Raw genomic sequence first — 21,785 nt, 5'->3', positions numbered from 1 at the left:
CGGGTTTCGCCTGAAACCGGCCAAGAATTCCTTCAGGAAGGGCTCGGCAGTGAGCGACGAGAAGAGCGGTTCTGGAGCAGGTGGGTTTGGCGGCCCCAAGAAGCCTAAGGCCACCTTCGGTGACGTGATGCTCGGTATCCCCTCGGGTCGCGGTGGTGAGCGCGAGGGGCGTGGAGGCGATCGCGGCGGAGACCGGGGAAGTGACCGGGGCCGTGGTGGGCCTGACCGCCGGGGAGGCGGTGAGCGCGACGCGCGTCCGAAGCCCGAGGGTGACACCAGCGGCGCGGCTGCCGCGGGGCCTCGCGAGGAGCGCAAGCCCCGGGGTGATCGGGATCGCGGTCCGCGCGGCGGCGGTGGTGCGGGTGGCGAGCGCAAGGCTGGGGGCGAGCGCAAGCCCCAGGGCCCCATGGTCGTCGTGAAGCGCGCCTCCGGCGTCATCGAGACGCGAGGCCCGGTGGGCGAGCAGCCCTCCGCGGCCACCGAGACGGCTCCCGCCACGGGTGAGGCTGCGGCCGCCGAGGCTGCCGTGACGCCGGCTCCCACGCCGACTCCCACGCCGCGCCCCTCGCCGGTGCCTGCTCCGAGCAGCGCCCTCTATGAGGAGGTGCCCGAGCACGAGTCCTTCGCGCAGATGTTCGAGGCGCAGGTGAAGGAAGGCGGCGTTCCCGCCCGGCGCAGCGTGCGCATCGGCGAGAAGGTGACGGGCAAGATCTTCCAGCTCGGCGCGGACACCGCGTTCGTGTCGCTCGATGGCGTCAAGAGCGAGGCGATGATCGAGCTGCGCGAGCTCAAGGACGACGAGGGGATCCTCCGCTACGGCGTGGGTGATCCGATCGAGGCGCACGTCATCGAGGCGGGCGCTCGCGGCATCCTGCTGAGCCGGGCGCTGGCCAAGGGCAGCGCGAACATGGCCATGCTCGCCGAGGCGCGGGCCTCGGGCATGCCCGTGGAGGGCATGGTGCTGAGCGTGAACAAGGGCGGCGTCGAGGTGGCCATCGGCGACGTGCGCGCGTTCTGCCCCATCAGCCAGCTGGACATCCGCTTCGTGGAGAAGCCGGATCAGTTCATCGGCGAGAAGCTCACCTTCCGCGTCACCGAGGTGCGCGATCGCAACGTGGTGCTGTCGCGGCGCTCGCTGCTCGAGGACGAGCAGAAGAAGCTGGCGGAGCAGACGCGCAAGACGCTGGACGTGGGCAAGATCGTCAAGGGCAAGGTCACCGGCGTGCGGGACTTCGGCGCCTTCGTGGATCTGGGCGGCGTGGAGGGCATGATCCCCGTCTCCGAGATGTCCCACGTGCGCATCGGCCACCCGAGCGAGGTGGTGAAGGTGGGCGACGAGGTGGAGGTGGAGATCATCCGCCTCGAGGCCCCCCAGCCGAGCTCGCCGGACAAGGCCAAGCACAAGGAGCGCATCACGCTGTCCATGCGCTCGCGCCAGGAGGATCCCTTCAAGGCCGCGCTGGCCACCCTCAAGGAAGGCGACCGGCTGCAGGGCAAGGTCGTCCGGCTGCAGGCGTTCGGCGCGTTCGTGGAGCTGCGTCCGGGCGTGGATGGCCTGGTGCACATCTCCGCGCTGTCCGATCGCCGGATCGCTCACCCGCGCGACGTGGTGAAGGAGGGCGAGACGATCTGGGTGGTGATCGAGAAGATCGATCCCAACGAGAAGCGGATCGGCCTGCGGAAGATCTCCGAGGACGAGGCGCAGCGCCCGGCCGAGGAGCGTCCCGCCCCCGAGGCCAAGGCCGCCAAGCCCACCGAGCCCCAGGCGCCGCGCCCGAAGGTGGGCCAGGTGGTGGTGGGCAAGGTCGATCGCATCGAGCCCTACGGTGTGTTCCTGCAGTTCCCCGGCGGCAAGGGCCTGCTCCCGGCAGCGGAGACGGGCACGGATCGCGGCACGGATCTGCGCAAGCACTTCTCGCTGGGCCAGGAGGTGAAGGTGGCCATCCTGGACATCGACGCGTCCGGGAAGATCCGCCTGTCCATCACCGCGGCCGAGCGTGCGGAGGAGCGCGCGGATCTCGAGGCGTGGCAGAAGAGCCAGAAGCCTGCCGGCGGTGGCGGCAAGGGATTCGGTACGCTCGCGGACCTGTTGAAGAACAAGAAGGGCTGAGGGGCGGGCTCCGGAAAAAGGAGTTGACGCACTGGGGGGAGGGCGGTACTTAGCCTCCCGCTTTTGCCGCGGGGTGGAGCAGCCTGGTAGCTCGTCGGGCTCATAACCCGAAGGTCGCAGGTTCAAATCCTGCCCCCGCAACTGGAAGCACCGGAGGCCCTTCCGGAATATCTGGAAGGGCCTCCGTCGTTCTAAAGAAAGTCACCACGGTTATCGCGGGGTGGAGCAGCCTGGTAGCTCGTCGGGCTCATAACCCGAAGGTCGCAGGTTCAAATCCTGCCCCCGCAACTCTCAAGAGGCCGGAATCACCGCACGGTGGTTCCGGCTTTTTGTTTGTCCTCGGCGGGCCTCAGGCCGACAGCGCTCCCCTTCGCTCAGGCGCTCACTTCTCGGGGCGGAAGCGCAGGGCGCTCCAGACGGCGTCGATCGCCACCAGGCGCACTCCTTCGATGCCTTGCTTCTTCAGGTGCTCCCAGAGCACGTCCCGGTTGAGATCCGTCCCCAGCTGCCCGGCCTTGGGGTACGCCGCCCAGGCGAGGCGGTCTTCCTTCGCGGCCTCGATGAGAGGGGCGCACTTCGCATCCACCTCGGCGAGCGTCTTGACGAAGATGAGCAGGGCCTCCGCCTTGGCGGAGGTGGTGACCGCGACGTCTCCCAGGTCGATGTCCGCGGGTTTGCCCACGACGCGGACCTTCATGCCGTCCTTGAGGTTCAGTTTCTTCGCGAGGCTCATGGTGCTCCGCATGAGTCCTTAGCGGGTCTCTTCCTGTCCAGCGATTTTGAGGGCGTGCTCGCGGTCTACCGTGTCGCGGCTTCGCGGTCGCGGTGTTCGTCCAGGTAGGCCGCGAAGCCCGCCTTGGACTGGATCCGGAAGGGAGGAACGCGCGCCAGCGCCTCGGGAGCGAAGGCGTATTGCTCGCAGACGAGGCTCGCTCGGAGCGCTCCTTCCGAGCCGCCGGTGAAGGGCTGGACCTCGTGCTGGAGATCCCCTCGGAACTGCACGAGCAGCCCGGGACGGGGACGGACCTTTCCCACGGGCTGGTCATTCCGCAGCAGGTGCAGCGTGCCGCCCTGGGCTGCGGTGGGCACCTCCAGGTAGAGCACGCTGACGTGCTCGGGGACGGCGCCCGGAACGCCGCTGGGCTCGCGCAGCGTGGCGTCGACGTGCCGCCCCACGCTCTTGCCGGCTTCGAGCAGCAGCAGGTTCAGATAGAAGGCATTGGGCCGGAGGCGAGCTCCGCGCGGACCGAAGAGCCGCTCGCGCCAGGGCAGCAGCCCCCGGGCCGTCGCCGGCTCTTGCACCAGCGAGAGGTAGTCCGCGAGGAAGGGGAAGCGCTCCAGCAGCGTGGCCTGTCCCGCCTCGGTGAAGATGAACGCGAAGCCCTTGCTGGCCTGGAACGTGCCCATGAGCGGGCTGCGCGCCACGAAGCGTGACGCGAGCAGGGCCTCCCGGAGCGCCTCCAGCCGGGGACCTGTCAGCGCGTCGCGATGGGTGACGTACTCGCTCACGAACGGGAGCCTACCGGGTTCGGTTCCAGGTGGGCTCGGGCAATCGGCAGCGGCTTGCCGCTCGTCATCCTGTCTGCCCTGGGGGTGGGGAGCAGCCAGATGACGGCCTGCTCTCTTTTCTCAGGAGAGCGGGCGGCCGGTGGTGGCCTGTGCCAGCCGCACCGCTCGCTCCATCAGCTCGCCCTGGCCCCAGCGTTTCTCGCCGCTGTTGGGCGAGCGCCGGCGCCACGTGCCGTCCGCCTCGAGCGCCCACGCGTGCGTGTTGTCCACGAGGCACCGGTCGAGCACGTCGCGCACCTGGGCCAGGAGCTGCGCGTCCTCCACCGGCGTCAGCGCCTCCACGCGGTGATCCAGGTTGCGCGGCATCAGGTCCGCCGAGCCCATATAGCAGCGGGTCTCTCCGCCCCGCTCGAAAAGGTAGATGCGCGCGTGCTCCAGGAAGCGCCCCAGGACGGACACCACCCGGATGTTCTCGGAGACTCCTGGCACCCCCGGGCGCAGGCAGCAGATGCCTCGAATATTGAGCTCCACCTTCACCCCTGCGCGCGAGGCGTCATAGAGGGCGCGGATCATCACCGGATCCACCAGCGCGTTCATCTTCATCTGGATGCGCGCGGGCTTGTCCTTCGTGTGCGCCGCCACCGTGCGGCGGATCTCCGCGAGCAGGCCCTCGCGCAGGTTGATGGGCGCCACCAGCAGCTTGCGGAAGGACTGCGGGCGGGCGAACCCCGTCAGGTAGTTGAACAGGTCCGCCACGTCCGCGCCGATCTCCGGATCCGTGGTGAACAGCCCCATGTCCGTGTAGAGGCGCGCCGTCTTCGGGTTGTAGTTGCCCGTGCCGATGTGGACGTAGTGCCGGATCCGGCTGCCCTCCCGGCGGACGATCAGGATCGCCTTGGCGTGCGTCTTCAACCCGGGGATGCCGTAGACGACGTGCACTCCCGCCTCCTCCAGCGCCAGCGCCCACTGGATGTTGGTGCGCTCGTCGAACCGGGCCTTGAGCTCCACCATGCACACGGCCTGCTTGCCGCCCTCGGTGGCTCGGATCAGCGCGGGCACCAGCGGAGAGCTGTCCGAGGTCCGGTACACCGTCTGCTTGAGCGCCAGCACGTCCGGATCCTCCACGGCCTCCGTGACGAAGCGCTCCACCGAGGTGGCGAAGGACTCGTATGGGTGGTGGACGAGCAGATCGCCCCGGCGCATCGCCGCCATCACCGTCGTGCCGCCCTCCGCCTCGGGCTCGGGGCGCAGCCGAGGCTGGGTGACGGGCGCCCACGGCGGATCCCTCAGCTCCGCGAAGCCCGGCGTCGCCACCACCGAGTGCAGATCCGCCAGCGCCAGCAGGCCCTGCTCCTCGTACACCTGCCGCGGCTCCAACCCGAGCGCCTCGACCAGCGGCTCGCACAGCTTCGGGTTCATCCCCGCCTGCACCTCCAGGCGGATCACGTCCCCGAAGCGGCGCTGGCGCAGCTCGTCCTGCACCGCCACCAGCAGATCCTCGGCGTCCTCGGACACGGTGAAGTCCGCGTCCCGCGTCACCCGGAACAGGCTGTAGTCCAGCACCTCCATCCCGGGGAACAGCGCGCCCAGGTGGTGGGCGATGATGTCCTCGAGCGGGACGAACGCCGCCCCGCTGGCCACCTTGAGCGGGACGAAGCGCGGCAGCAGCTCCTTGGGCACCTTCACCCGCGCCACGTTCTCCACCTCCGCCACCGGATCCCTCAGCAGCACCGCCAGGCTCACCGAGAGGTTGGAGATGTACGGGAAATGCCGCCCCAGCCCGATCGCCAGCGGCGTGAGCACCGGGAAGATCTGCTCGCGGAAGCGCTGATCCACCTGGGCCCGGGCCTCCGCGTCCAGCTCCTTCATCGAGAGGATGCGCAGGCCCTTCTCCGCCAGCGCCGGCCGCAGCACCTGCTCCAAGCAGGCGTTGTGACGCCAGCCCTGCTCGCGGAGGCCCTCGTGCAGCTTGTCGAGCGTCTCGCCCGGCGTGGCTCCGTCCGGCACCAGGCGCGAGACTCCGCTGCGGTGCTGCTCGTGCAGCCGCGCCACGCGGATCATGAAGAACTCGTCGAGGTTGCGCGCGTAGATGGCGCAGAACTTCAGGCGCTCCATCAGCGGCACCGAGGCATCCTCGGCCAGCTGCAGCACCCGATCGTTGAAGGCCATCCAGGACAGCTCCCTGCTGAAGAACAGGGCGCGGTCCGGCACGTCAACCCCCTCGGGGATGGCGTCCCGCTCGATGGTCTTCCGGCTGCCTCGGCCGTTGGAGGTGCGCTTGGCCATATCCGGCTCCTTGGGAGGAGGGTGGCCAGGGGAAACGCTCTCGCAAGGGGGCTCGCGCTCCGGTCGGGCTCTTTCGTCCAGCGTTCGGATAATGCGCTGGGGGCTTCCTTCCAGTTTGGGACAGAGCCTGTTTGCTGGAGACCACGCGCCACACCTGCGAGTCCCGGTACCGAGGCAATGCGGCTCACACAGTGGCGCTTTCCTTGATCATGTCCAGCAGGGCCTTCTCCGAGCAGTGCAGCTCCGGCCCCTCATGCTGGGCGAGCTCCTCCACGGACTCGAAGTAGCGGCCCACCACCTTGCCCTGCTCGAACATCGCGAGCACCGACGGGTAGATGTACGAGGACTTCGCCACCGCCGGGGTGTTGCCCAGGTGCTCGGCTGCCTCGCGCACCGCGGCCACCATGGTCTTCTTCGCCGCCCTCGGGCCGCCCTCGGCCGCGGCCTGCTTCACCCGCTGCCGGGCCCGCGCCAGCGCGCATGCGCAGATCAGCGTCCCCGCCCACGTCCGGAAGTCCTTGGCGCTGTAGTCCGGCCCCATCACCTCCTGGATGTACTCGTTGAGGTGGCGGCGGCGGACGTCCACCACATGCCCGTCATCCAGCACGAACTTGAAGACGTCCCGGCCGGGCACCTTCAGCAACTGCCGGATGATCGTCGCCACCCGGCGATCCTTCAGCTCGCGGTGCTGCCGCTGGCCGCTCTTGCCCGGGTAGTCGAAGTACACCGTGTCGCCCACCACCTTCACGTGCCGGGCGCGCAGCGTGGCCAGGCCGAAGCTCCCGTTCTCCTCGGCGTACACCTGGCTGCCCGGACGGATGAAGCACGTGCCGAGGATCCGCAGCATGCAGGCCAGCACCTTGTCCCGTCCCAGCCCCTTGCGCCGCAGATCCTCGCTCACCCGCTTCCGCATCCGAGGCAGCGCCCGCGCGAAGCCCATGATGCGCCGGTACTTCTCCTCCTGCTGCCGGCGCGTGAAGGACTCGTGGTAGCGGTACTGCCACCGCCCGGCGCCGTCCTTGCCCACCGCCTGCAGCTTCGACTTCACCGAGGGTGAGATCGCCACCTCCGTCCAGGCTGGAGGGATCTTCAGGGCCTCGATGCGCTCGCGCTCCTGCCGAGCGACGGGGCGGCCGTCCGCTCTCACGTACCGAAACCCCCGCTGGGGGCTGCCCAGCCTCCGGATTCCCTCGTGTTGGAGGCGCTCAATCTGGGTCATGGTCCCCTTGGAATGCGCAGCCTGCTCCCTTGCTGCAAACCGCTACAGGCAGGTGGCACGAGCGGCAGGCAGACAAGCAAGGAGGAGGGCCTCCCCGGTTGCCCCCTGGCTGGACTAGACTTCCGCGAAACTCCCGCCCCGGGTCCGATGCCCTTCCTCGATTCCATCCTGGCGTTCCCCACCGTCTTCTTCACCATCCTCATGGGGGTGGCGTTGACGTACTGGCTCTTCGTCATCGTGGGCGCGGCGGGCATCGACATGCTCGACGGCCACATGGATCTCGCCGCCGGAGCCAAGGCCGCGGGCGGGCTCATCGGAGGCGCCAAGGCCGCCGGAGGACTCCTCGAAGGCGGAGCCAAGGCCGCGGGCGGGCTCGTCGGAGGCGCCAAGGCCGCCGGGGCCTCGATGGACGGGCACCACGCGGGCGGCCACCACGGCCACGATCATGACGCGGATGCGGACGCGGGGCTGCTGGCCGCGCTGGGCTTCTCGGGCATCCCGGTGACGATCTCCGGCAGCTTCGTCATCTTCGCCTCCTGGGTCCTGTCCTTCCTGAGCCGCGACACGGTGTTCGCGTGGCTTGGCTCCATGCTCCCGAGCGTCGTCCTCAGCAGCGGCGTGTTCCTGCTGAGCCTGGTGCTCGGCACGCTCGTGGCCTCTCTTGCCGTGCGGCCGCTGCGGCGTGTCTTCATCGCCACCAAGGCGCCGGGGCGCGACTCGCTCATGGGCCGCGTGTGCACCATCAACAGCGGCAGCGTCACCGGCTCCTTCGGCCATGCCACCTTCGAGGACGGCGGCGCCGGGCTGATCCTCAACGTCTTCTGCTCCAGGGACAACCAGCTCAAGCGCGGCGATCAGGCGCTGATCCTCGGATACGATCCCGCCCGGGACGTCTATGAGGTGGAGCCCGTCGACTTCCTCCTGCCCGAGGAGATCTCCCAGATCCACGATCCGACGAAGGGCGCGGCGATTGCCGCTCGCGCTCGGGATCGGGCGCATTGACGACTTTCGCGGCGCTCAGGCGTCGCGCTCTCGGCACCCGGAGCTCCGTTCGCGGGGGGACTCCGGGGGTGTCATCCCAGGCCCGCCGCTTTCTCACCCCAGAAGGAACGCAATGGATCCAGTCAGCGCACTCGCGATAGGCGGCGGAGCCGTCGTCATCATCTTCGGCACGCTCTTCACCGTCGCCCGCTTCTACCGGCAGGTGGATCAGGGCAAGGTGCTGATCGTCAACACGCTCAAGCACGAGCCCATGGTCACCTTCACCGGCGCGGTGGTGATCCCCATCATCCACCGGGCCGAGGTGATGGACATCTCGCTCAAGACGGTGGAGATCGACCGGCGGGGCAAGGAAGGCCTCATCTGCAAGGACAACATCCGCGCGGACATCAAGGTCACCTTCTTCGTGCGGGTGAACAAGACGCGCGAGGACGTGCTCAAGGTGGCCGGCGCCATCGGCTGCGTGCGCGCCAGCGATCAGGGCACCCTGGAGCACCTCTTCGAGGCCAAGTTCTCCGAGGCCCTCAAGACGGTGGGCAAGCGCTTCAACTTCGAGGATCTCTACACCCAGCGTGACGAGATCAAGGACGAGGTGGTCAAGGTCATCGGGCGCGATCTCAACGGCTACATGCTGGAGGACTGCGCCATCGACTTCCTGGAGCAGACCCCCGTCGACATGCTGGACAAGGACAACATCCTCGACGCGCAGGGCATCCGGAAGATCACCGAGCTGACCACGGTGCAGAACGTCAGCACCAACGAGTTCCGCCAGAGCGAGCGCATGGCCATCACCAAGCGCAACGTCGAGGCGGACGAGGCCATCTTCGCCCTCGAGCGCCAGCGCGCCGAGGCCGCCGCCAAGCAGAAGCGCGAGATCGAGAGCGTCCAGGCCCGCGAGACGGCCGAGGCCGATCGCGTGAAGGCCGAGGAGCATGCCAAGGCGGAACTGGCGCGCATCAAGGCCGAGGAAGAGATCCAGATCAACGAGCAGAACAAGCAGCGCCAGATCGAAGTGGCGGGGAAGAACCGCGAGCGCGTGATCGGCGTGGAGACCGAGCGCGTCGAGAAGGACCGGATGCTGGAGGCCATCAACCGCGAGCGCGAGACGGACTTGCAGCGCATCGCCAAGGAGAAGGCCGTCGAGACGGAGAAGAAGGCCATCGCGGACGTCATCCGCGGCCGCATCGCCGTGGACAAGACGGTGGCCGAGGAGGAGGAGCGCATCAAGGATCTGCGCGTGACGGCCGATGCCAAGCGCCGCAAGGAGGCCATGATCATCACCGCCGAGGCCCAGGCCCAGGAGAAGCTGGTCAAGGACATCAAGGCCGCCGAGGCGAGCAACGAGGTGGCCAAGTTCACGGCCAAGGAGCGGCTCACGCTGGCCGAGGCGGACCTCGAGGCCGCGGACAAGACGGCCAAGGCGAAGATGCGGCTGGCCGAGGGCATTCAGGCCGAGACGGCCGCCCCGGGGCTGGCCAACGTGCGCGTGCGCGAGGCGGACGCCGTGGCCAGCGAGAAGCAGGGCCTGGCCAACGTGCGCGTGAAGGAGGCCGAGGCCGAGGTCATCAAGAAGCAAGGCCAGGCGCAGGCCGAGACCATCCGCGAGCGGCTCCTGGCCGAGGCCGCGGGTGAGCAGGAGAAGGGCCTGGCCAAGGCGCGCATCCAGGAGGCCGAGGCCGCCGCCGTCCAGAAGCGCATGCTGGCCGAGGCCGCGGGCGCTCAGGAGCAGGGCCTGGCACACGCTCGCGCCCAGGAGGCCGAGGCCAGCGCCATCCAGAAGCGCGGCGAGGCCGAGGCGGTCGCGATCCAGGAGAAGCTCATGGCCGAGGCCCGGGGCCTCGCCGAGAAGGCCAACTCCATGAAGGCGCTGGACGGCGTGGGCAAGGATCACGAGGAGTTCCGCCTGCGGCTGCAGAAGGACCGCGACGTGCAGCTCGAGTCCATCCGCGTCCGCAAGGACATCGCGGAGTCCCAGGCCAAGGTGCTCGCCGAGGCCTTCAGCCACGCGAAGTTCCAGATCGTCGGCGGCGACGGCCAGTTCTTCGAGCGGTTCGTCAAGGCCGTGTCCTTCGGCACCTCGGTGGACGGGGCGCTCGATCACGGCGAGGCGCTCCACACGGCATTCCAGGGCTACCTGAACGGCGAGAAGGATCTGCCGGCGGATCTCAAGGAGATCCTCTCCAAGCCGGGGCTGACCAACGACGCGCAGAACCTCGCGGTGGCGGCGCTGCTGCACCGCATGGTGTCCAACGCTCCGCCTCCGCAGGCCGCCGCGCAGCCGGGGCCCGTGGTGGAGGGCAGCGGCCGGCCCGCCTCCGCCGAGAAGTCCCGCGGGTAGCTCCACGCGCTCCCGCGCCGTTCATGCCCCTCGCTTCCTGCCTCTCCTGAACCAGAGAGGGCAGGAGGCGAGGGTGCACCTTTCTCTCGATTTCCTCTCCGTTTCTTCCCGGTGAATCATCATGGCAACTGACGGCGCGAAGCCCGCGGGCACGGCTCCTGCGAGCGAGACGACGCTGGAGGGCGGCAGCTACGAGGTCATCCGCGCCCGTCTGCTGGCTCAGGCTGGAGAGCTGGGCACTCGGGCTGCGGACCTCAACGCGCGGCGCAAGGCGCTCTTCGGCGGCACCGAGCTGACCGTCATCGGGAACGAGCGGGTCCGCACGGAGAACAACTGCGTCCCGCGCGACATCATCAGCGTCGGGAAGTACCTGCTCTTCGGCTACAACGTCTTCCTCGGGCTGAAGAAGGAGACGGCCGTCGCGGACGTCTTCTCGCTGCACAAGTTCGAGAAGACGGCGGAGGGGTTTGATCTCTCGGCGGTGCCTCCTACCGAGGCCGGCGGCTTCCTGGCCGATCCCCGGTTCGTGAAGGACTTCGGGGAGCTGTACAAGTACTACAAGGACGCGAAGCTGCTGCAGCTCAGCCGCAACGAGACGCGGCTGCTGGCCATCTTCCAGACGGGCCTCACGCTGCGGGACATCAAGGTGTTCCGCTTCAGCGTCGATGTCGAGGGCCGCGCCACCTATATCGACAACCAGGGCGAGCGCGATCACGTCTTCCCGCCGTCGCACGACTTCGAGTGGACCGTCACCTCGCGCGAGAGCTACGTGCTGGGCACCCACCCGCACGTCAACATCCTGGATCAGGTGTTCGTCGAGACGGTGAAGGGCGACCTCACCGTCAAGGTGGAGAACAACACCAGCACCGGCCTGGGCATCTACAGCGAGCCGGTGGAGGACGCGGATCAGGCGCTGGATGACGCGGAGATCGCCTACGCGAAGGTGGGCGCCCTCATCCTGCTGCGCGTGCTGCCGTTCCGCGAGAAGACGCACCGCTACCTGGTCTTCAACACGCGCACCCAGCACGTGATCCGCATCGACGCCATCGGGCAGGCGTGCGTGCGGCTGCCGGAGGATCAGGGCGTCATCTTCCCCGGCGGCTTCTACCTGCAGACGGGCGACTACAAGGTCTTCGAGGGCACCTCCGAGGGCATGGAGTTCGCCAAGGCCATCCGCTCGCCCAACGGCGAGGACGTGCTCTACGTCTTCCACCGCCGCGACGAGGGCGCCTACGTCCTCTTCCCGTACAACCTGGTCCGCAAGGAGGTGCAGAACCCGCTGCTCGGGCACGGCTTCAGCCTCTTCGCGGATGGGTGTCTGGTGATCTTCCGCGCCACCTCGAACGAGCCGACGCGCGTCCACCCGATGCAGATCTGGCAGACGCCCTTCGTCTCGGCCGAGCACGCCGCCACCATGCCCGCGGCCCCCGGCTACCTGGGCAAGGTGGGCAACGCGGAGCTGGTGCGAGGCATCTCCGACGCGCTGACGCTCCATCGGATGGCGAAGACGGAGAAGCCCACCCGGCGCACCTACGAGGATCTGATCTCCTCGGTGACTCGCGCGCTGGACGCGTACTACTGGCTGGCCCATGCCGAGGTGGGGCTCCAGGCGCCCATGGAGGCGCTGCGCCGCACCTCCGAGCTCATCATCGACGAGTTCGAGAAGGTCCAGGCGCTCCAGAAGCGGGCGGTGGAGGCCATCACCGGCGCGGACGAGAAGCAGCAGAAGCTGCTGCTGAAGCTGCGCCCGGAGGAGCTGACGAACGCCGAGGCCTATATGCAGGGCCTCACGGAGCTGCGCCAGCAGCGCGGCCAGCTCATCTCCCTCAAGGAGATCCGCTACATCGAGCTGGCCCGGGTCGAGGTGCTGGAGAAGCAGGTCATCGAGGAGACTGATCGGGTCAGCGCCGAGTGCGTCACCTTCTTCCAGAAGGGCGAGGCGCTCCAGCCGGTGGGCACGCGGCTGGACGAGCTGCTCGCGAAGCTGGAGCCAGTGCAGACCACGATGGAGCTGGCCCCGCTGGCCGAGGACATCGAGAAGGTCGGCAAGGGCCTGGAGGTGCTGGGCGAGGTGGTGGGCGGGCTCCAGGTGGGCGATCCGCTGGCGCGTGCGAAAATCCTGGAGGGCATCTCCGAGCTGTTCTCCCGGCTCAACCGGGTGCGCGCCGGGCTCCAGGTGAAGCGCAAGGAGCTGGTGGGCCGCGAGAAGCGCGCGGAGTTCGGCGCCCAGTTCAAGCTGCTCGCGCAAAACATTGAGAGCGGCCTGTCCGTGGCGGACACGCCCGAGAAGTGCGACGAGGGCCTGTCCCGCATCACCGTCCAGCTCGAGGAGCTGGAGGGGCGCTTCGGCGAGTTCGATGAGTTCCTCGGGCCGATCACGCAGAAGCGCGAGGAGCTGCTCGAGGCGTTCGGCGCCAAGAAGCAGGCGCTGGTGGACGAGCGCCAGCGCCGCGCGCAGAACCTGTTCAGCGCCGCCGAGCGCATCCTCGTCGGCGTGCAGCGCCGGGCGAAGTCCTTCAAGTCGGACGACGAGCTGAACACGTACTTCGCGTCCGACTCGATGGTGCAGAAGCTGCGGCAGCTCTCCGACCAGCTCATGGAGCTGCAGGACAGCGTCCGGGCGGACGAGGTTCTCTCCCGAGTGAAGACGGCGCGCCAGGAGGCGCTGCGCGCCCTGCGGGATCGCCAGGATCTCTTCGAGGACGGCCAGGCCGTCATCAAGTTCGGCAAGTACCGCTTCAACGTCAACACGCAGGCGCTGGACCTGACGCTGGTGCCGCGCGATGGCGCGCTCTACATGCAGCTGTCCGGAACGGACTATGCCCAGCGGATCGAGGATCCGGCGCTGGAGAAGTACCGGGAGCTGTGGGAGCAGCACCTCGTCTCCGAGACGCGCGAGGTGTACCGCTCGGAGTACCTGGCCGCGAACCTCCTCGCGGACGCGGAGGAGGGGAGGGGCAGTTTGAGCCTCTCGGCGCTGCAGGAGGCCATCACCTCGGGCACCCTGCTGGAGCGCGTGCGCGCCTATTCCGCCGAGCGCTTCGATGAAGGCTACGAGCGCGGCATCCACGACGCGGACGCGGCGGCGATTCTGGAGAAGCTGCTCTCGCTCCACCGGGGCGCGGGCCTGCTGCGCTTCGCTCCCACGCCGCGCGCCTGGGCCGCCCTCTACTGGGCCTTCGACTCGGATGACGCGGGCCGTGCCATCTTCCACCGCCGGGCTCGGAGCCTGGCCCGCCTGCGCACGGTGTTCGCCAGCGCGGCGGAGCTGACGGTGCTCGGGGACGAGCTGGGCGAGAGCGTGGGCGCCTTCCTCACCGCGAACAAGATCGTGCACTCGCCCGCGGAGGCTCGTCAGGCCGGCCGCTACCTCGTGGAGGAGCTGGGGTCGGATCGGCCTCGCTTCACCACCAGCACGGAGGCGGTGGCGCTGCGGGATGCCTTTGTCGGCCAGCTCGATCGGCAGGGCAACCGCCCGGCCTTCGAGGAAGATCTGCGCGGGCTGGAGAAGAACCTCCCCGAGCGCCTGCGCATCGCCCGCGCCTGGGTGGACGCGTACCTGGCCCAGCGCGAGGGGGGGCCTGGCGAAGCGGCGCACGTGGCGGTGGAGGCCGCCGTGCTGCTGCTCACCGATCGCAAGCTGGATCGCCAGGAGGCCGGCGCGCTCACGGCGCTGGAGGTGACGGGCCTGCTGGGGCAGCACCCGCGCATCACCGACCGCAAGATGACGTTGCGGCTGGATGAGTTCCTCGCGCGGCTGGGCGAGTTCCGGCAGCTCCGCGTGCCCGCCTACCACGCCTACCGCGGCCTGCTGCGCGAGCAACTGGAGCGCGAGCGCAAGAAGCTGCGGCTGGAGGAGCTGAGCCCCAAGGTGCTCAGCTCCTTCGTGCGCAACCGGCTGATCGACGGGGTGTACCTGCCGCTCATCGGCGCGAACCTGGCCAAGCAGCTCGGTGCGGCGGGGGAGAACAAGCGCACGGATCGCATGGGCATGCTGCTGCTCATGTCTCCGCCCGGCTACGGCAAGACGACGCTCATGGAGTACGTGGCGAGCCGGCTCGGGCTGACCTTCGTGAAGGTGAACGGCCCGGCGCTGGGGCACTCGGTGAAGTCGCTGGATCCGGCGGAGGCGCCCAACGCCACCGCTCGGCAGGAGGTGGAGCGCATCAACCTGTCGTTCGAGATGGGCAACAACGTGATGCTCTACCTCGACGACATCCAGCACACGGATCCGGAGCTGCTCCAGAAGTTCATCTCGCTGTGCGACGGCCAGCGCCGCGTCGAGGGCGTGTGGAACGGCCGCACGCGCACGTATGACTTGCGCGGCAAGAAGTTCTGCGTGGTGATGGCGGGCAACCCGTACACGGAGACGGGCGATCGCTTCCGCATCCCGGACATGCTCGCCAACCGCGCGGACACGTACAACCTGGGCGAGATCCTCGACGGCAAGGAGGATGTGTTCGCGCTCAGCTACATCGAGAACTCGCTCACCTCGAACCCCGCGCTGGCGCCGCTGGCCACGCGCGATCCGGGCGACATCCAGAAGTTCATCCGGATGGCGCGCGGGGAAGAGGTGAACTCGGGCGAGCTCTCGTACGGCTACGCGGCGGCGGAGATCCAGGAGATCGTCGCGGTGCTGCAGCGGCTGTTCAGCGTGCAGAGGGTGCTGCTGAAGGTAAATCTTCAGTACATCGCCTCGGCGGCGCAGGATGAGCGCTACCGGACCGAGCCCGCGTTCAAGCTGCAGGGCAGCTACCGCAACATGAACAAGCTCGCCGAGAAGGTCGTGGCGGCGATGACCGACGAGGAGCTGGAGCGGCTCATCGACGACCACTACCAGGGCGAGTCCCAGACGCTCACCACCGCCGCGGAGCAGAACCTGCTCAAGCTGGCGGAGCTGCGCGGGAGGCTCTCGCCGGAGAAGGCGAAGCGCTGGGAGGAGATCAAGCAGGGCTTCGCGCGCGTCAAGCGCATGGGTGGCAAGGAGGACGATCCGGTGGCGCGCGTCACCGGCCAGCTCGGCGCCATCGAGGAGCAGCTCGGCGCGGTGAGCCAGGCGGTGGCGCAGGCGGCGGAGACGGTGCGCAAGGGCCAGCAGGAGAAGAAGCCCGGGCAGGATCCGGTGGCCGCCGTCACGCCTCGTCTGGAGGCGCTGCGAGAGGCCGTGCTGGAGGTGGCCAAGGTGGCGCGCGAGGTGAAGCAGACGCCGCCGCCCGCGCCGGTGGTGAACGTGCCGCCCGGGCCGGACCTCTCGCCTTACCTCCAGCATCTGGCGAAGGTGCTCAAGGCGTTGGCGGAGCGCTCGTTGCAGGCTCCCGCGGCAGCGCCAGCCCCGGCCGCGGATATCGCGCCGTACATGGAGCAGCTCACCAAGGCGGTGGCGGCCATGGCGGAGCGTCCCGTGCAGGTGGCGCCCGCGCTCGCGAGGGCAGCCTCCGCGCCGATGCCGGTGGATCTGCCTCGGCAGGTCTCGCTCATCCAGGCCGCGCTGGAGCCGCTGGAGCGCGCCGCCAGGCACAGCCTTCAGCACGGCGAAGAGGAGCTCAAGGCCATGCAGGTCTGGCAGACCGTCACCGAGGCGCTCGCGCTGGTCCAGGCCATGATTCAGTTGCGCTGAGGCACGGTCCTGGCGGTGCGCGTTGAGCAAAACCTGTCCGACAGTCAGACAGGTTCAGAACCAGCGGGAAACTTGCGCGGCTACGGGCCTGTATCACCATGTGCCTATGCCCACCTCCCCCCGCCCTGCTCGTAACTCGCGCCGCTTCTCGCTTCTGCTCGGAAACCGCGTCTTCGCCCGCACCGCCGACGTCTCCACGGGCGGCTTCAGCGTGGAGGCGCCCTTCGTCTTCATGCCGGGCTCGCTGCTCCACGGCACCTTTGACGTGGGCGGCTGCAAGCTGCCCTTCCGGGGCGAGGTGGTCTGGGCCCGCCCGGCCGGACAGCCCCAGGCGCCCAACCGCATGGGCGTGCGCCTCACCGAGTTCCCCTCCGAGGCCCAGTGGCTCCTCGGGGGGTAGAAGCTCCAGGCTTCAGTCCCTCGTCACCCCCGCGAGCTTCAGGATCCGCAGCAGCTCCTTCGCCTTGTAGCCCTCGTCCGACGCCGCCAGCAGGCTTGCGCATGGGACGCTCCAGGGTGGGCGCCCGAGTCTCGCAGGAATGCCTCGGCGCCTGAAGCCTGCCGCCCGCCCCTCAGTGGATGTCGAAGTCCTTCGGGGGGATCAGCCGCGCATATTCCTGCTGGCGCAGCGCCTCGTGTGCGAGGTCCGTGGAGAAGGTGTTGCGCATGTAGCGCTCCAGGGTCTCCTGGTCGAAGCACAGGTCGCGGTGGATGAGGAAGTCCTGGAGCGCGTCACCCAGCTCGCCCGCGTACTCGAAGCGATCCTTGACGTCCTTGGCGAGCGCCTTGAGGACGATCTGATCCAGCGGCCGAGGCACATACGGGTTGTGCACGGAGGGCGGCGTCACCCGCGCCTTGCGCGTCAGCTCCAGCGTGGCGAGATCGCTGTCCCCCGCGAACGGCCGCTGACCCGTGAGCAGCTCATAGAGGCACACGCCGATGGCGAACACGTCCGAGCGCCTGTCCAGCGGCGAGCCGTCGATCTGCTCCGGGCTCATGTAGCCGATCTTGCCCTTGAGGATGCCGGGCTGCGTCTGCGTCACCCGGCCCGCCGCCCGGGCGATGCCGAAGTCGATCACCTTCACCTCGCCCTCGTAGGAGATGAGCACGTCCTCGAGCGAGAGGCCCCGGTGGATGATGTTCAGCAGCCTCCCGCGCCCGTCCGTCTTGCGGTGCGCGTAGTCCAGGCCCGCGCACATCCGCGAGATGCAGTAGCAGGCCAGCGGCAGCGGCACCGGCTCGGAGGCCCGGCGGAAGTGGGCCAGCAGATCGCCCAGGGACTTGCCCGGGATGTACTCCTGCGAGAGGAACGGGTAGGGGCCGATCTGTCCCAGCTCGAAGGCCTGCGCCACGTTCGTGTGCAGCAGCTGCAGGCCAATGCGCCCCTCGTCCAGGAACATGGAGACGAACTCATCGTCATCCGCGAAGTGCGGAAGGATCCGCTTCAAGGCCACCAGCCGTCCGAGCCCCTCCGCGCCGAACATCTTCGCGCGCCACACCTCGGCCATGCCGCCAATGCCTACACGGTCCAGCAGGAGGTAGTCGCCAAAGGGGAGAGGCTGCCGCTTCTGCGCTTGCATCATCGTCATTGGAGTCTTGCCGCGATGAAAAAATGCACCCTTGATATCCTCTTCTATCTTGGAAAACAGAGATTTCGCAAGAAGAGAGAATCATTTTCCAGCAGAGCTGTAACCCGAAACATCCCCCTCCCTTTTTCGCCACAGAGTCGCTCCGGGAAGCGGCTCGTCTACACTGGGTGAAGGAGGAGATATGCGCACATTGCTGGTCCTCGGAGTCCTGCTCGTGGCCCATTCAGCGCTGGCGCAGATCGAGCCGCCGGATGCGCCCAAGGTCCAGGACGACAATGGAGCCCCGCGCGTCTACTACGCCCACTCGTACTTCGAAGAGCACTGGACCACGGCCGGTCTGGATGACCTGTTCTCCGTGCACGTGCAGAACTTCCCGGCCCTGCTGAAGCAGGCGAACGACATGTGCAGCGGGATCGTCCTCTTCATCGATGGGATGGCGATCAAGGGGCTCCAGCCCAGCTCGTGCGACGCGGCGGGTGGCCATGTGCGGTATCGGTTGCTGCGGACGCAGCAGTCGGACGATGTCTGGCGCCTGCTCCTGGGCAGCCCCTCCCATTACTTGCGCCCGGTCAGCATCAGCGTCGGCGCCACCGATCAGTTCTCGGTCCCGAGCAACGTCACCGCTTTCCAGCTCGAGATCATCCCCCGCTCGCGGCTGTTCCTCTTCGTGGGGATCTCGGTCGGAGGGGCGCTGCTCTTCCTCTGGCTCTGCCGCAAGGGCGGGTTGATCCGCTCGGGGCCCGCGACGCTGCCTGTGTTGAAGCAGCCCTATAACCTCTCGCTGTTCCAGATGGCCTTCTGGTTCTTCCTCGTGGTCACGGCGTACCTCTTCATCTGGATGATCAACGACGAGCTGGACACGATCACCGACTCGGTGCTGGCACTGCTCGGGATCGGCGCGGGCACGGCGCTGGGGTCGGCGCTGATTGATCAGTCCAAGCAGACCGCGGGCGACCAGCCCTCGGCCGCTGTGCCCCCGGAGGCGGGCAAGCCGCTGGAGTCTCGTGGCTTCATCCGGGATCTGCTGACGGACGCCAGCGGCACGATCAGCCTGCACCGCTTCCAGCTCTTCGTGTGGACACTGGTGCTCGGCGTCATCTTCTGCGCCTCGGTCTACCGCCAGCTCGAGATGCCAAACTTCAGCGCCACGCTGCTGGGCCTGATGGGCATCAGCTCCGGGACGTACCTGGGCTTCAAGGTGCCGGAGGGCAAGAAGGCTCCCGAGCCGGCGCCCGCTCCCGCGAGCGGCGGCAGCGGAACGCCATAGGCCCTCACGGGAGGGCGCTCAGACCGGGGCTGCCTCCACGATGGACAGCGGCAGGCGGGTGTTCACCACGCGCACCAGGGAGAAGCCGCTGGCGGCCAGCAGCCCGCGGAACTCCTCTTCGGTGCGCTCGCGTCCTCCCACCAGCACGAGCATCTCCACGTCCAGCAGCCGCACCGGATCCGGCGCATTGCCGGGCTGCACGAGCTGCTCCACCAGCAGCAGCCGGGCCGAGGGCTTCATGGCGCGCCGGCAGCTCTGGAGGATGGCGCTGACGCGCGCGTCGTCCCAGTTATGGAGGACGTACTTGATCAGATAGGCATCGCCGCCGGAGGGGACGGACTCGAAGAAGTCTCCGCCCACGCGCTCGCAGCGCCCATCGAGGCCCCGCTCGCGGATGGCGTCCCGCGCGCCCGCGACGACCGAGGGCCTGTCGAAGAGGATGCCGCGCAGGCCGGGATGAGCGCCCAGCAGCTCCGCCAGCAGGTGCCCGCGTCCACCGCCCACGTCCACCAGCGTCCCCGAGGTGGTGAAGTCCCAGGCCTGACGGATAGCCTCGTGCTCCACGGAGGAGAAGCTCGTCATCGCCTGATCGAAGAGCTGCTCCTGCTCCGGGTTCTGCCCGAGGAAGGAGTAGAGGCTCTGGCCGCCCATGCCCTCCGTGGTTGGCTGGCCAGTGCGCACGCTGGAGAGGATCCCCTCGAAGGTGCGCCAGTGCCAGCTCGCCCCCATCATCCGGATGAAGGCGCGCATGGAGCCGGGCACGTTGCTGCGCAGGTACTCGCCCAGCGGGGCGAGGGCGAAGTGGCGCGGATCCGTCTCGGTGAAGAGGCCCAGGCCGGACAGGGCGCGCAGCACGCGGTACAGCGCCGAGGAGTCCGCTCCGCAGGCCGCCGCGAGCTCCTCACAGGAGCGAGGCCCCGAGGCGAGCTGGTCCGCGACGCCCAGCTCCGCGGCGACGTAGAGGGACCGCGTGGTCCAGAGTCCAAAGATCATGCGCCGCAGGACAGCAGGATCCGCGGGCGGGGAGCCGGTGGGGGGGACGGCCATGGTGACTGCTCCTGCGAGGGGGGTTCAGCGTTTGCCGGACAGCTCGCGGATCTCCTTGAGGACGGCGGCCGCGGTCTCGAGGTCCGGCATGATGTTGGAAGGGTACTGGTTGAGGCTGGCCTGCAGGCGGATGGCCGCGCGGGTCGTGTTCTCCGCGGAGCCGAAGCGGACCGTGCCCAGCGTGTAGCGGGTGACGATCTCCTTGGCGAGCGGGCCGTACGCGGGCGCCATCTGCGCCGAGAGGTGGAAGTCCCGGATGTCGATGGCCAGGTAGATCTTCTTCGGCAGGGGATTGAGCAGCTCGCGGATCTGAGTGGACCACTCCTGGAGCGACGTCACGCTGTCGATTCGCACTTCAACGCACGTCAGCAGGTAGATGTCGTTGGCCGCGTCGTACTGCAGGGTCATCTTCATGGTGCACCTTCTCTGCCGCTCGGCTCAGCGAAGGTGGGCACCATAACAGGTGACCGATCGCGCCCACGAGATGAGTCAGTCCCACTCCAGGAGCACGGCCTGACTCAGGTGGACAAAAGGGAAGAGCCCGGGACTCACTCCGAGGACTTCCTCGGAATCCAGGCTCTTCCTCTTGCAGGCCCGCGCCGATCTCTCCCGCGTCCACCTTGTCATTGCTGAAGTCGCGGTCAGCGGCTCAGCCTGGAGCGACGCCGCGCCGCTCCACGTCGTTCGCCTGGAGGCCTCGGAAGCCGAGCGCCTCGGTGAAGCGGAGGAACTCGCGCGCGGAGAGGCTCCCACCGGTGGCGTGGGCATGGCCGTGGGCGAACTCTCCCTGGAAGGGGGGCAGGTTGAGCCCTCGCAGGAACTCGATCAGATCCCTGGGCTCGCGGCTGCGCAGGGAGAAGTTCACGCGCCCGGGCAGGTAGCCCGCATTGGCGGCGACGACGATGTGCTCCGGCAGCCGCTGGGCCCAGCGGACGGCCACCAGCGGGTGGACCTGGGCGCCCGAGCTGAACAGCAGCAGCGCCACCTTGCCCGAGAAGCGGGGCGGCGCCTTCGCGCAGCGGGCCACCTCTCGCTGGACCTCGAGGCGGCAGTCTCGGAGCGCATCCACGCCAGGGATGCGGCCCTCGCTGATGTCCGAGGCGCTCCCGGCTCGCATCAGCACCTCGAGCGCCAGGGGCGCGGCGAAGCGGGAGGAGCGCCGAGCGGCGTTCAGCAGCGCCACGGCCTCGGTGATGGCCTTGCGGCCCGCGCGCCGCAGCGCGTCCTTGAGAGAGGGCAGGGCTGTCTCCGCGCCGAGATCCGCCACCGTCCCGAGCACCGCCAGCCACTCCAGCGGACCGGGGACGATCAGCGGTGAGACGAGCGCATAGGTCAGCAAGCTGGTGGGAGCGACGGGCTCATGGCCGGAGCTGGAGAGCACCAGCGCGCCCTCGGGGAACTCGGTGGACGGGTGGTGATCGACGACGAGCGTCGGCAGGCCCGGGACGATGGGAGCGGGACGGCTCCCCATATCAAGCACCACGAGCGCCTCGGCACCCGCGCCGCGCAGGCGCTCCTGAAAGGCGGGCGAGTGGGCATGCTCCCCCTTGCCGGGGAGCCGGGGCGTGGTGCGGGCCCCCAAGGTCCGGAGCGCCCGCAGGGCGAGCACACCGGAGGACAGGCCATCCACATCCGTGTGAGGGGCCACCACGACGTGCCGGTCCTTCTGGCGCTCGAGGAAGCAACGCGCCTCCACGAGGGCCTCGGCGGGCACGGGCCATCGGGGATCCCCTGTCAGTCCCAGCAGCATGACTCCAAGCTGCAACGCCGAGCAGTCCAGCGCGAGGGCGCCCGGATTGTGCCC

Annotated in this window: 14 protein-coding genes and 2 tRNA genes; 8 read left to right on the top strand and 8 right to left on the bottom strand. The window is 68.6% G+C overall.

Annotated features, from left to right (window positions below):
- Nucleotides 1-49: 49 nt before the first annotated feature.
- From ACJ8AT_RS01295 to ACJ8AT_RS01285, 3 genes are all read left to right on the top strand, one after another.
- Entirely contained in the window at nucleotides 50-2,110 is a 2,061-nt protein-coding gene (locus tag ACJ8AT_RS01295) for a S1 RNA-binding domain-containing protein (RefSeq protein ID WP_407735676.1), read from the top strand.
- Nucleotides 2,111-2,177: 67 nt separating this feature from the next.
- Nucleotides 2,178-2,251, top strand: a tRNA-Met gene (locus tag ACJ8AT_RS01290).
- A 73-nt stretch (nucleotides 2,252-2,324) separates the two neighbouring features.
- A tRNA-Met gene (locus ACJ8AT_RS01285) sits at nucleotides 2,325-2,398 on the top strand.
- Between the two features lie 94 nt (nucleotides 2,399-2,492).
- Here ACJ8AT_RS01285 and ACJ8AT_RS01280 read toward each other — a convergent pair.
- The 4 genes from ACJ8AT_RS01280 to ACJ8AT_RS01265 all read right to left on the bottom strand — a co-directional run bounded on the left by ACJ8AT_RS01280 (nucleotide 2,493) and on the right by ACJ8AT_RS01265 (nucleotide 7,124).
- Complete coding sequence (locus tag ACJ8AT_RS01280) at nucleotides 2,493-2,843, bottom strand: hypothetical protein (RefSeq protein ID WP_407735675.1); 351 nt, start codon at nucleotides 2,841-2,843, stop codon at nucleotides 2,493-2,495.
- Between the two features lie 65 nt (nucleotides 2,844-2,908).
- Nucleotides 2,909-3,619, bottom strand: a complete 711-nt coding sequence (locus tag ACJ8AT_RS01275) for a 2OG-Fe(II) oxygenase (protein ID WP_407735674.1) — start codon at nucleotides 3,617-3,619, stop codon at nucleotides 2,909-2,911.
- Nucleotides 3,620-3,739: 120 nt separating this feature from the next.
- Nucleotides 3,740-5,905 (bottom strand): polyphosphate kinase 1, encoded by a 2,166-nt coding sequence (gene ppk1 / locus ACJ8AT_RS01270; protein WP_407735673.1) that lies wholly within the window; start codon nucleotides 5,903-5,905, stop codon nucleotides 3,740-3,742.
- Nucleotides 5,906-6,089: 184 nt separating this feature from the next.
- On the bottom strand, nucleotides 6,090-7,124 hold the full coding sequence (locus ACJ8AT_RS01265) for a DNA topoisomerase IB (protein WP_407735672.1): 1,035 nt from the start codon (nucleotides 7,122-7,124) through the stop codon (nucleotides 6,090-6,092).
- 147 nt (nucleotides 7,125-7,271) lie between these two features.
- Between ACJ8AT_RS01265 and ACJ8AT_RS01260 the strand changes: the two genes are divergently transcribed.
- The 4 genes from ACJ8AT_RS01260 to ACJ8AT_RS01245 all read left to right on the top strand — a co-directional run bounded on the left by ACJ8AT_RS01260 (nucleotide 7,272) and on the right by ACJ8AT_RS01245 (nucleotide 16,478).
- Nucleotides 7,272-8,126 (top strand): hypothetical protein, encoded by an 855-nt coding sequence (locus ACJ8AT_RS01260; RefSeq protein ID WP_407735671.1) that lies wholly within the window; start codon nucleotides 7,272-7,274, stop codon nucleotides 8,124-8,126.
- Between the two features lie 112 nt (nucleotides 8,127-8,238).
- Nucleotides 8,239-10,461, top strand: a complete 2,223-nt coding sequence (locus ACJ8AT_RS01255; RefSeq protein ID WP_407735670.1) for a hypothetical protein — start codon at nucleotides 8,239-8,241, stop codon at nucleotides 10,459-10,461.
- Nucleotides 10,462-10,582: 121 nt separating this feature from the next.
- On the top strand, nucleotides 10,583-16,078 hold the full coding sequence (locus tag ACJ8AT_RS01250; protein WP_407735669.1) for a DNA repair ATPase: 5,496 nt from the start codon (nucleotides 10,583-10,585) through the stop codon (nucleotides 16,076-16,078).
- A gap of 106 nt (nucleotides 16,079-16,184) precedes the next feature.
- Nucleotides 16,185-16,478 (top strand): PilZ domain-containing protein, encoded by a 294-nt coding sequence (locus ACJ8AT_RS01245; protein ID WP_407735668.1) that lies wholly within the window; start codon nucleotides 16,185-16,187, stop codon nucleotides 16,476-16,478.
- A gap of 172 nt (nucleotides 16,479-16,650) precedes the next feature.
- On the opposite strand, the gene ACJ8AT_RS01240 is transcribed toward ACJ8AT_RS01245, so the two are convergent.
- Nucleotides 16,651-17,667 carry a serine/threonine protein kinase gene (locus ACJ8AT_RS01240; protein ID WP_407735667.1) on the bottom strand — a complete coding sequence of 339 codons (1,017 nt, stop codon included), beginning with the start codon at nucleotides 17,665-17,667 and terminating at the stop codon, nucleotides 16,651-16,653.
- 181 nt (nucleotides 17,668-17,848) lie between these two features.
- Between ACJ8AT_RS01240 and ACJ8AT_RS01235 the strand changes: the two genes are divergently transcribed.
- Nucleotides 17,849-18,934, top strand: a complete 1,086-nt coding sequence (locus tag ACJ8AT_RS01235; protein ID WP_407735666.1) for a hypothetical protein — start codon at nucleotides 17,849-17,851, stop codon at nucleotides 18,932-18,934.
- 18 nt (nucleotides 18,935-18,952) lie between these two features.
- On the opposite strand, the gene ACJ8AT_RS01230 is transcribed toward ACJ8AT_RS01235, so the two are convergent.
- The 3 genes from ACJ8AT_RS01230 to ACJ8AT_RS01220 all read right to left on the bottom strand — a co-directional run bounded on the left by ACJ8AT_RS01230 (nucleotide 18,953) and on the right by ACJ8AT_RS01220 (nucleotide 21,731).
- A complete protein-coding gene (locus tag ACJ8AT_RS01230) occupies nucleotides 18,953-19,981 on the bottom strand; it encodes a methyltransferase (protein ID WP_407735665.1) in 1,029 nt (342 codons plus the stop codon).
- A gap of 24 nt (nucleotides 19,982-20,005) precedes the next feature.
- Nucleotides 20,006-20,395 (bottom strand): hypothetical protein, encoded by a 390-nt coding sequence (locus tag ACJ8AT_RS01225; RefSeq protein WP_407735664.1) that lies wholly within the window; start codon nucleotides 20,393-20,395, stop codon nucleotides 20,006-20,008.
- Between the two features lie 235 nt (nucleotides 20,396-20,630).
- Entirely contained in the window at nucleotides 20,631-21,731 is a 1,101-nt protein-coding gene (locus ACJ8AT_RS01220; protein ID WP_407735663.1) for a hypothetical protein, read from the bottom strand.
- Between the last annotated feature and the right edge of the window lie 54 nt (nucleotides 21,732-21,785).

The sequence above is a fragment of the Hyalangium sp. genome, assembly GCF_045802625.1.
In the GTDB taxonomy this organism is placed as follows: Bacteria; Myxococcota; Myxococcia; order Myxococcales; family Myxococcaceae; genus Hyalangium.
This window is presented reverse-complemented; position numbering and strand designations above follow the sequence as displayed.

Coding starts and splice junctions, on each gene's coding strand:
- ACJ8AT_RS01255 (WP_407735670.1), top strand. CDS start 8,239: ATGGATCCAGTCAGCGCACTCGCGATAGGCGGCGGAGCCGTCGTCATC.
- ACJ8AT_RS01230 (WP_407735665.1), bottom strand. CDS start 19,981: ATGGCCGTCCCCCCCACCGGCTCCCCGCCCGCGGATCCTGCTGTCCTG.
- ACJ8AT_RS01250 (WP_407735669.1), top strand. CDS start 10,583: ATGGCAACTGACGGCGCGAAGCCCGCGGGCACGGCTCCTGCGAGCGAG.
- ACJ8AT_RS01220 (WP_407735663.1), bottom strand. CDS start 21,731: ATGCTGCTGGGACTGACAGGGGATCCCCGATGGCCCGTGCCCGCCGAG.
- ACJ8AT_RS01235 (WP_407735666.1), top strand. CDS start 17,849: ATGCGCACATTGCTGGTCCTCGGAGTCCTGCTCGTGGCCCATTCAGCG.
- ACJ8AT_RS01280 (WP_407735675.1), bottom strand. CDS start 2,843: ATGAGCCTCGCGAAGAAACTGAACCTCAAGGACGGCATGAAGGTCCGC.
- ppk1 (WP_407735673.1), bottom strand. CDS start 5,905: ATGGCCAAGCGCACCTCCAACGGCCGAGGCAGCCGGAAGACCATCGAG.
- ACJ8AT_RS01265 (WP_407735672.1), bottom strand. CDS start 7,124: ATGACCCAGATTGAGCGCCTCCAACACGAGGGAATCCGGAGGCTGGGC.
- ACJ8AT_RS01260 (WP_407735671.1), top strand. CDS start 7,272: ATGCCCTTCCTCGATTCCATCCTGGCGTTCCCCACCGTCTTCTTCACC.
- ACJ8AT_RS01240 (WP_407735667.1), bottom strand. CDS start 17,667: ATGACGATGATGCAAGCGCAGAAGCGGCAGCCTCTCCCCTTTGGCGAC.
- ACJ8AT_RS01225 (WP_407735664.1), bottom strand. CDS start 20,395: ATGAAGATGACCCTGCAGTACGACGCGGCCAACGACATCTACCTGCTG.
- ACJ8AT_RS01245 (WP_407735668.1), top strand. CDS start 16,185: ATGCCCACCTCCCCCCGCCCTGCTCGTAACTCGCGCCGCTTCTCGCTT.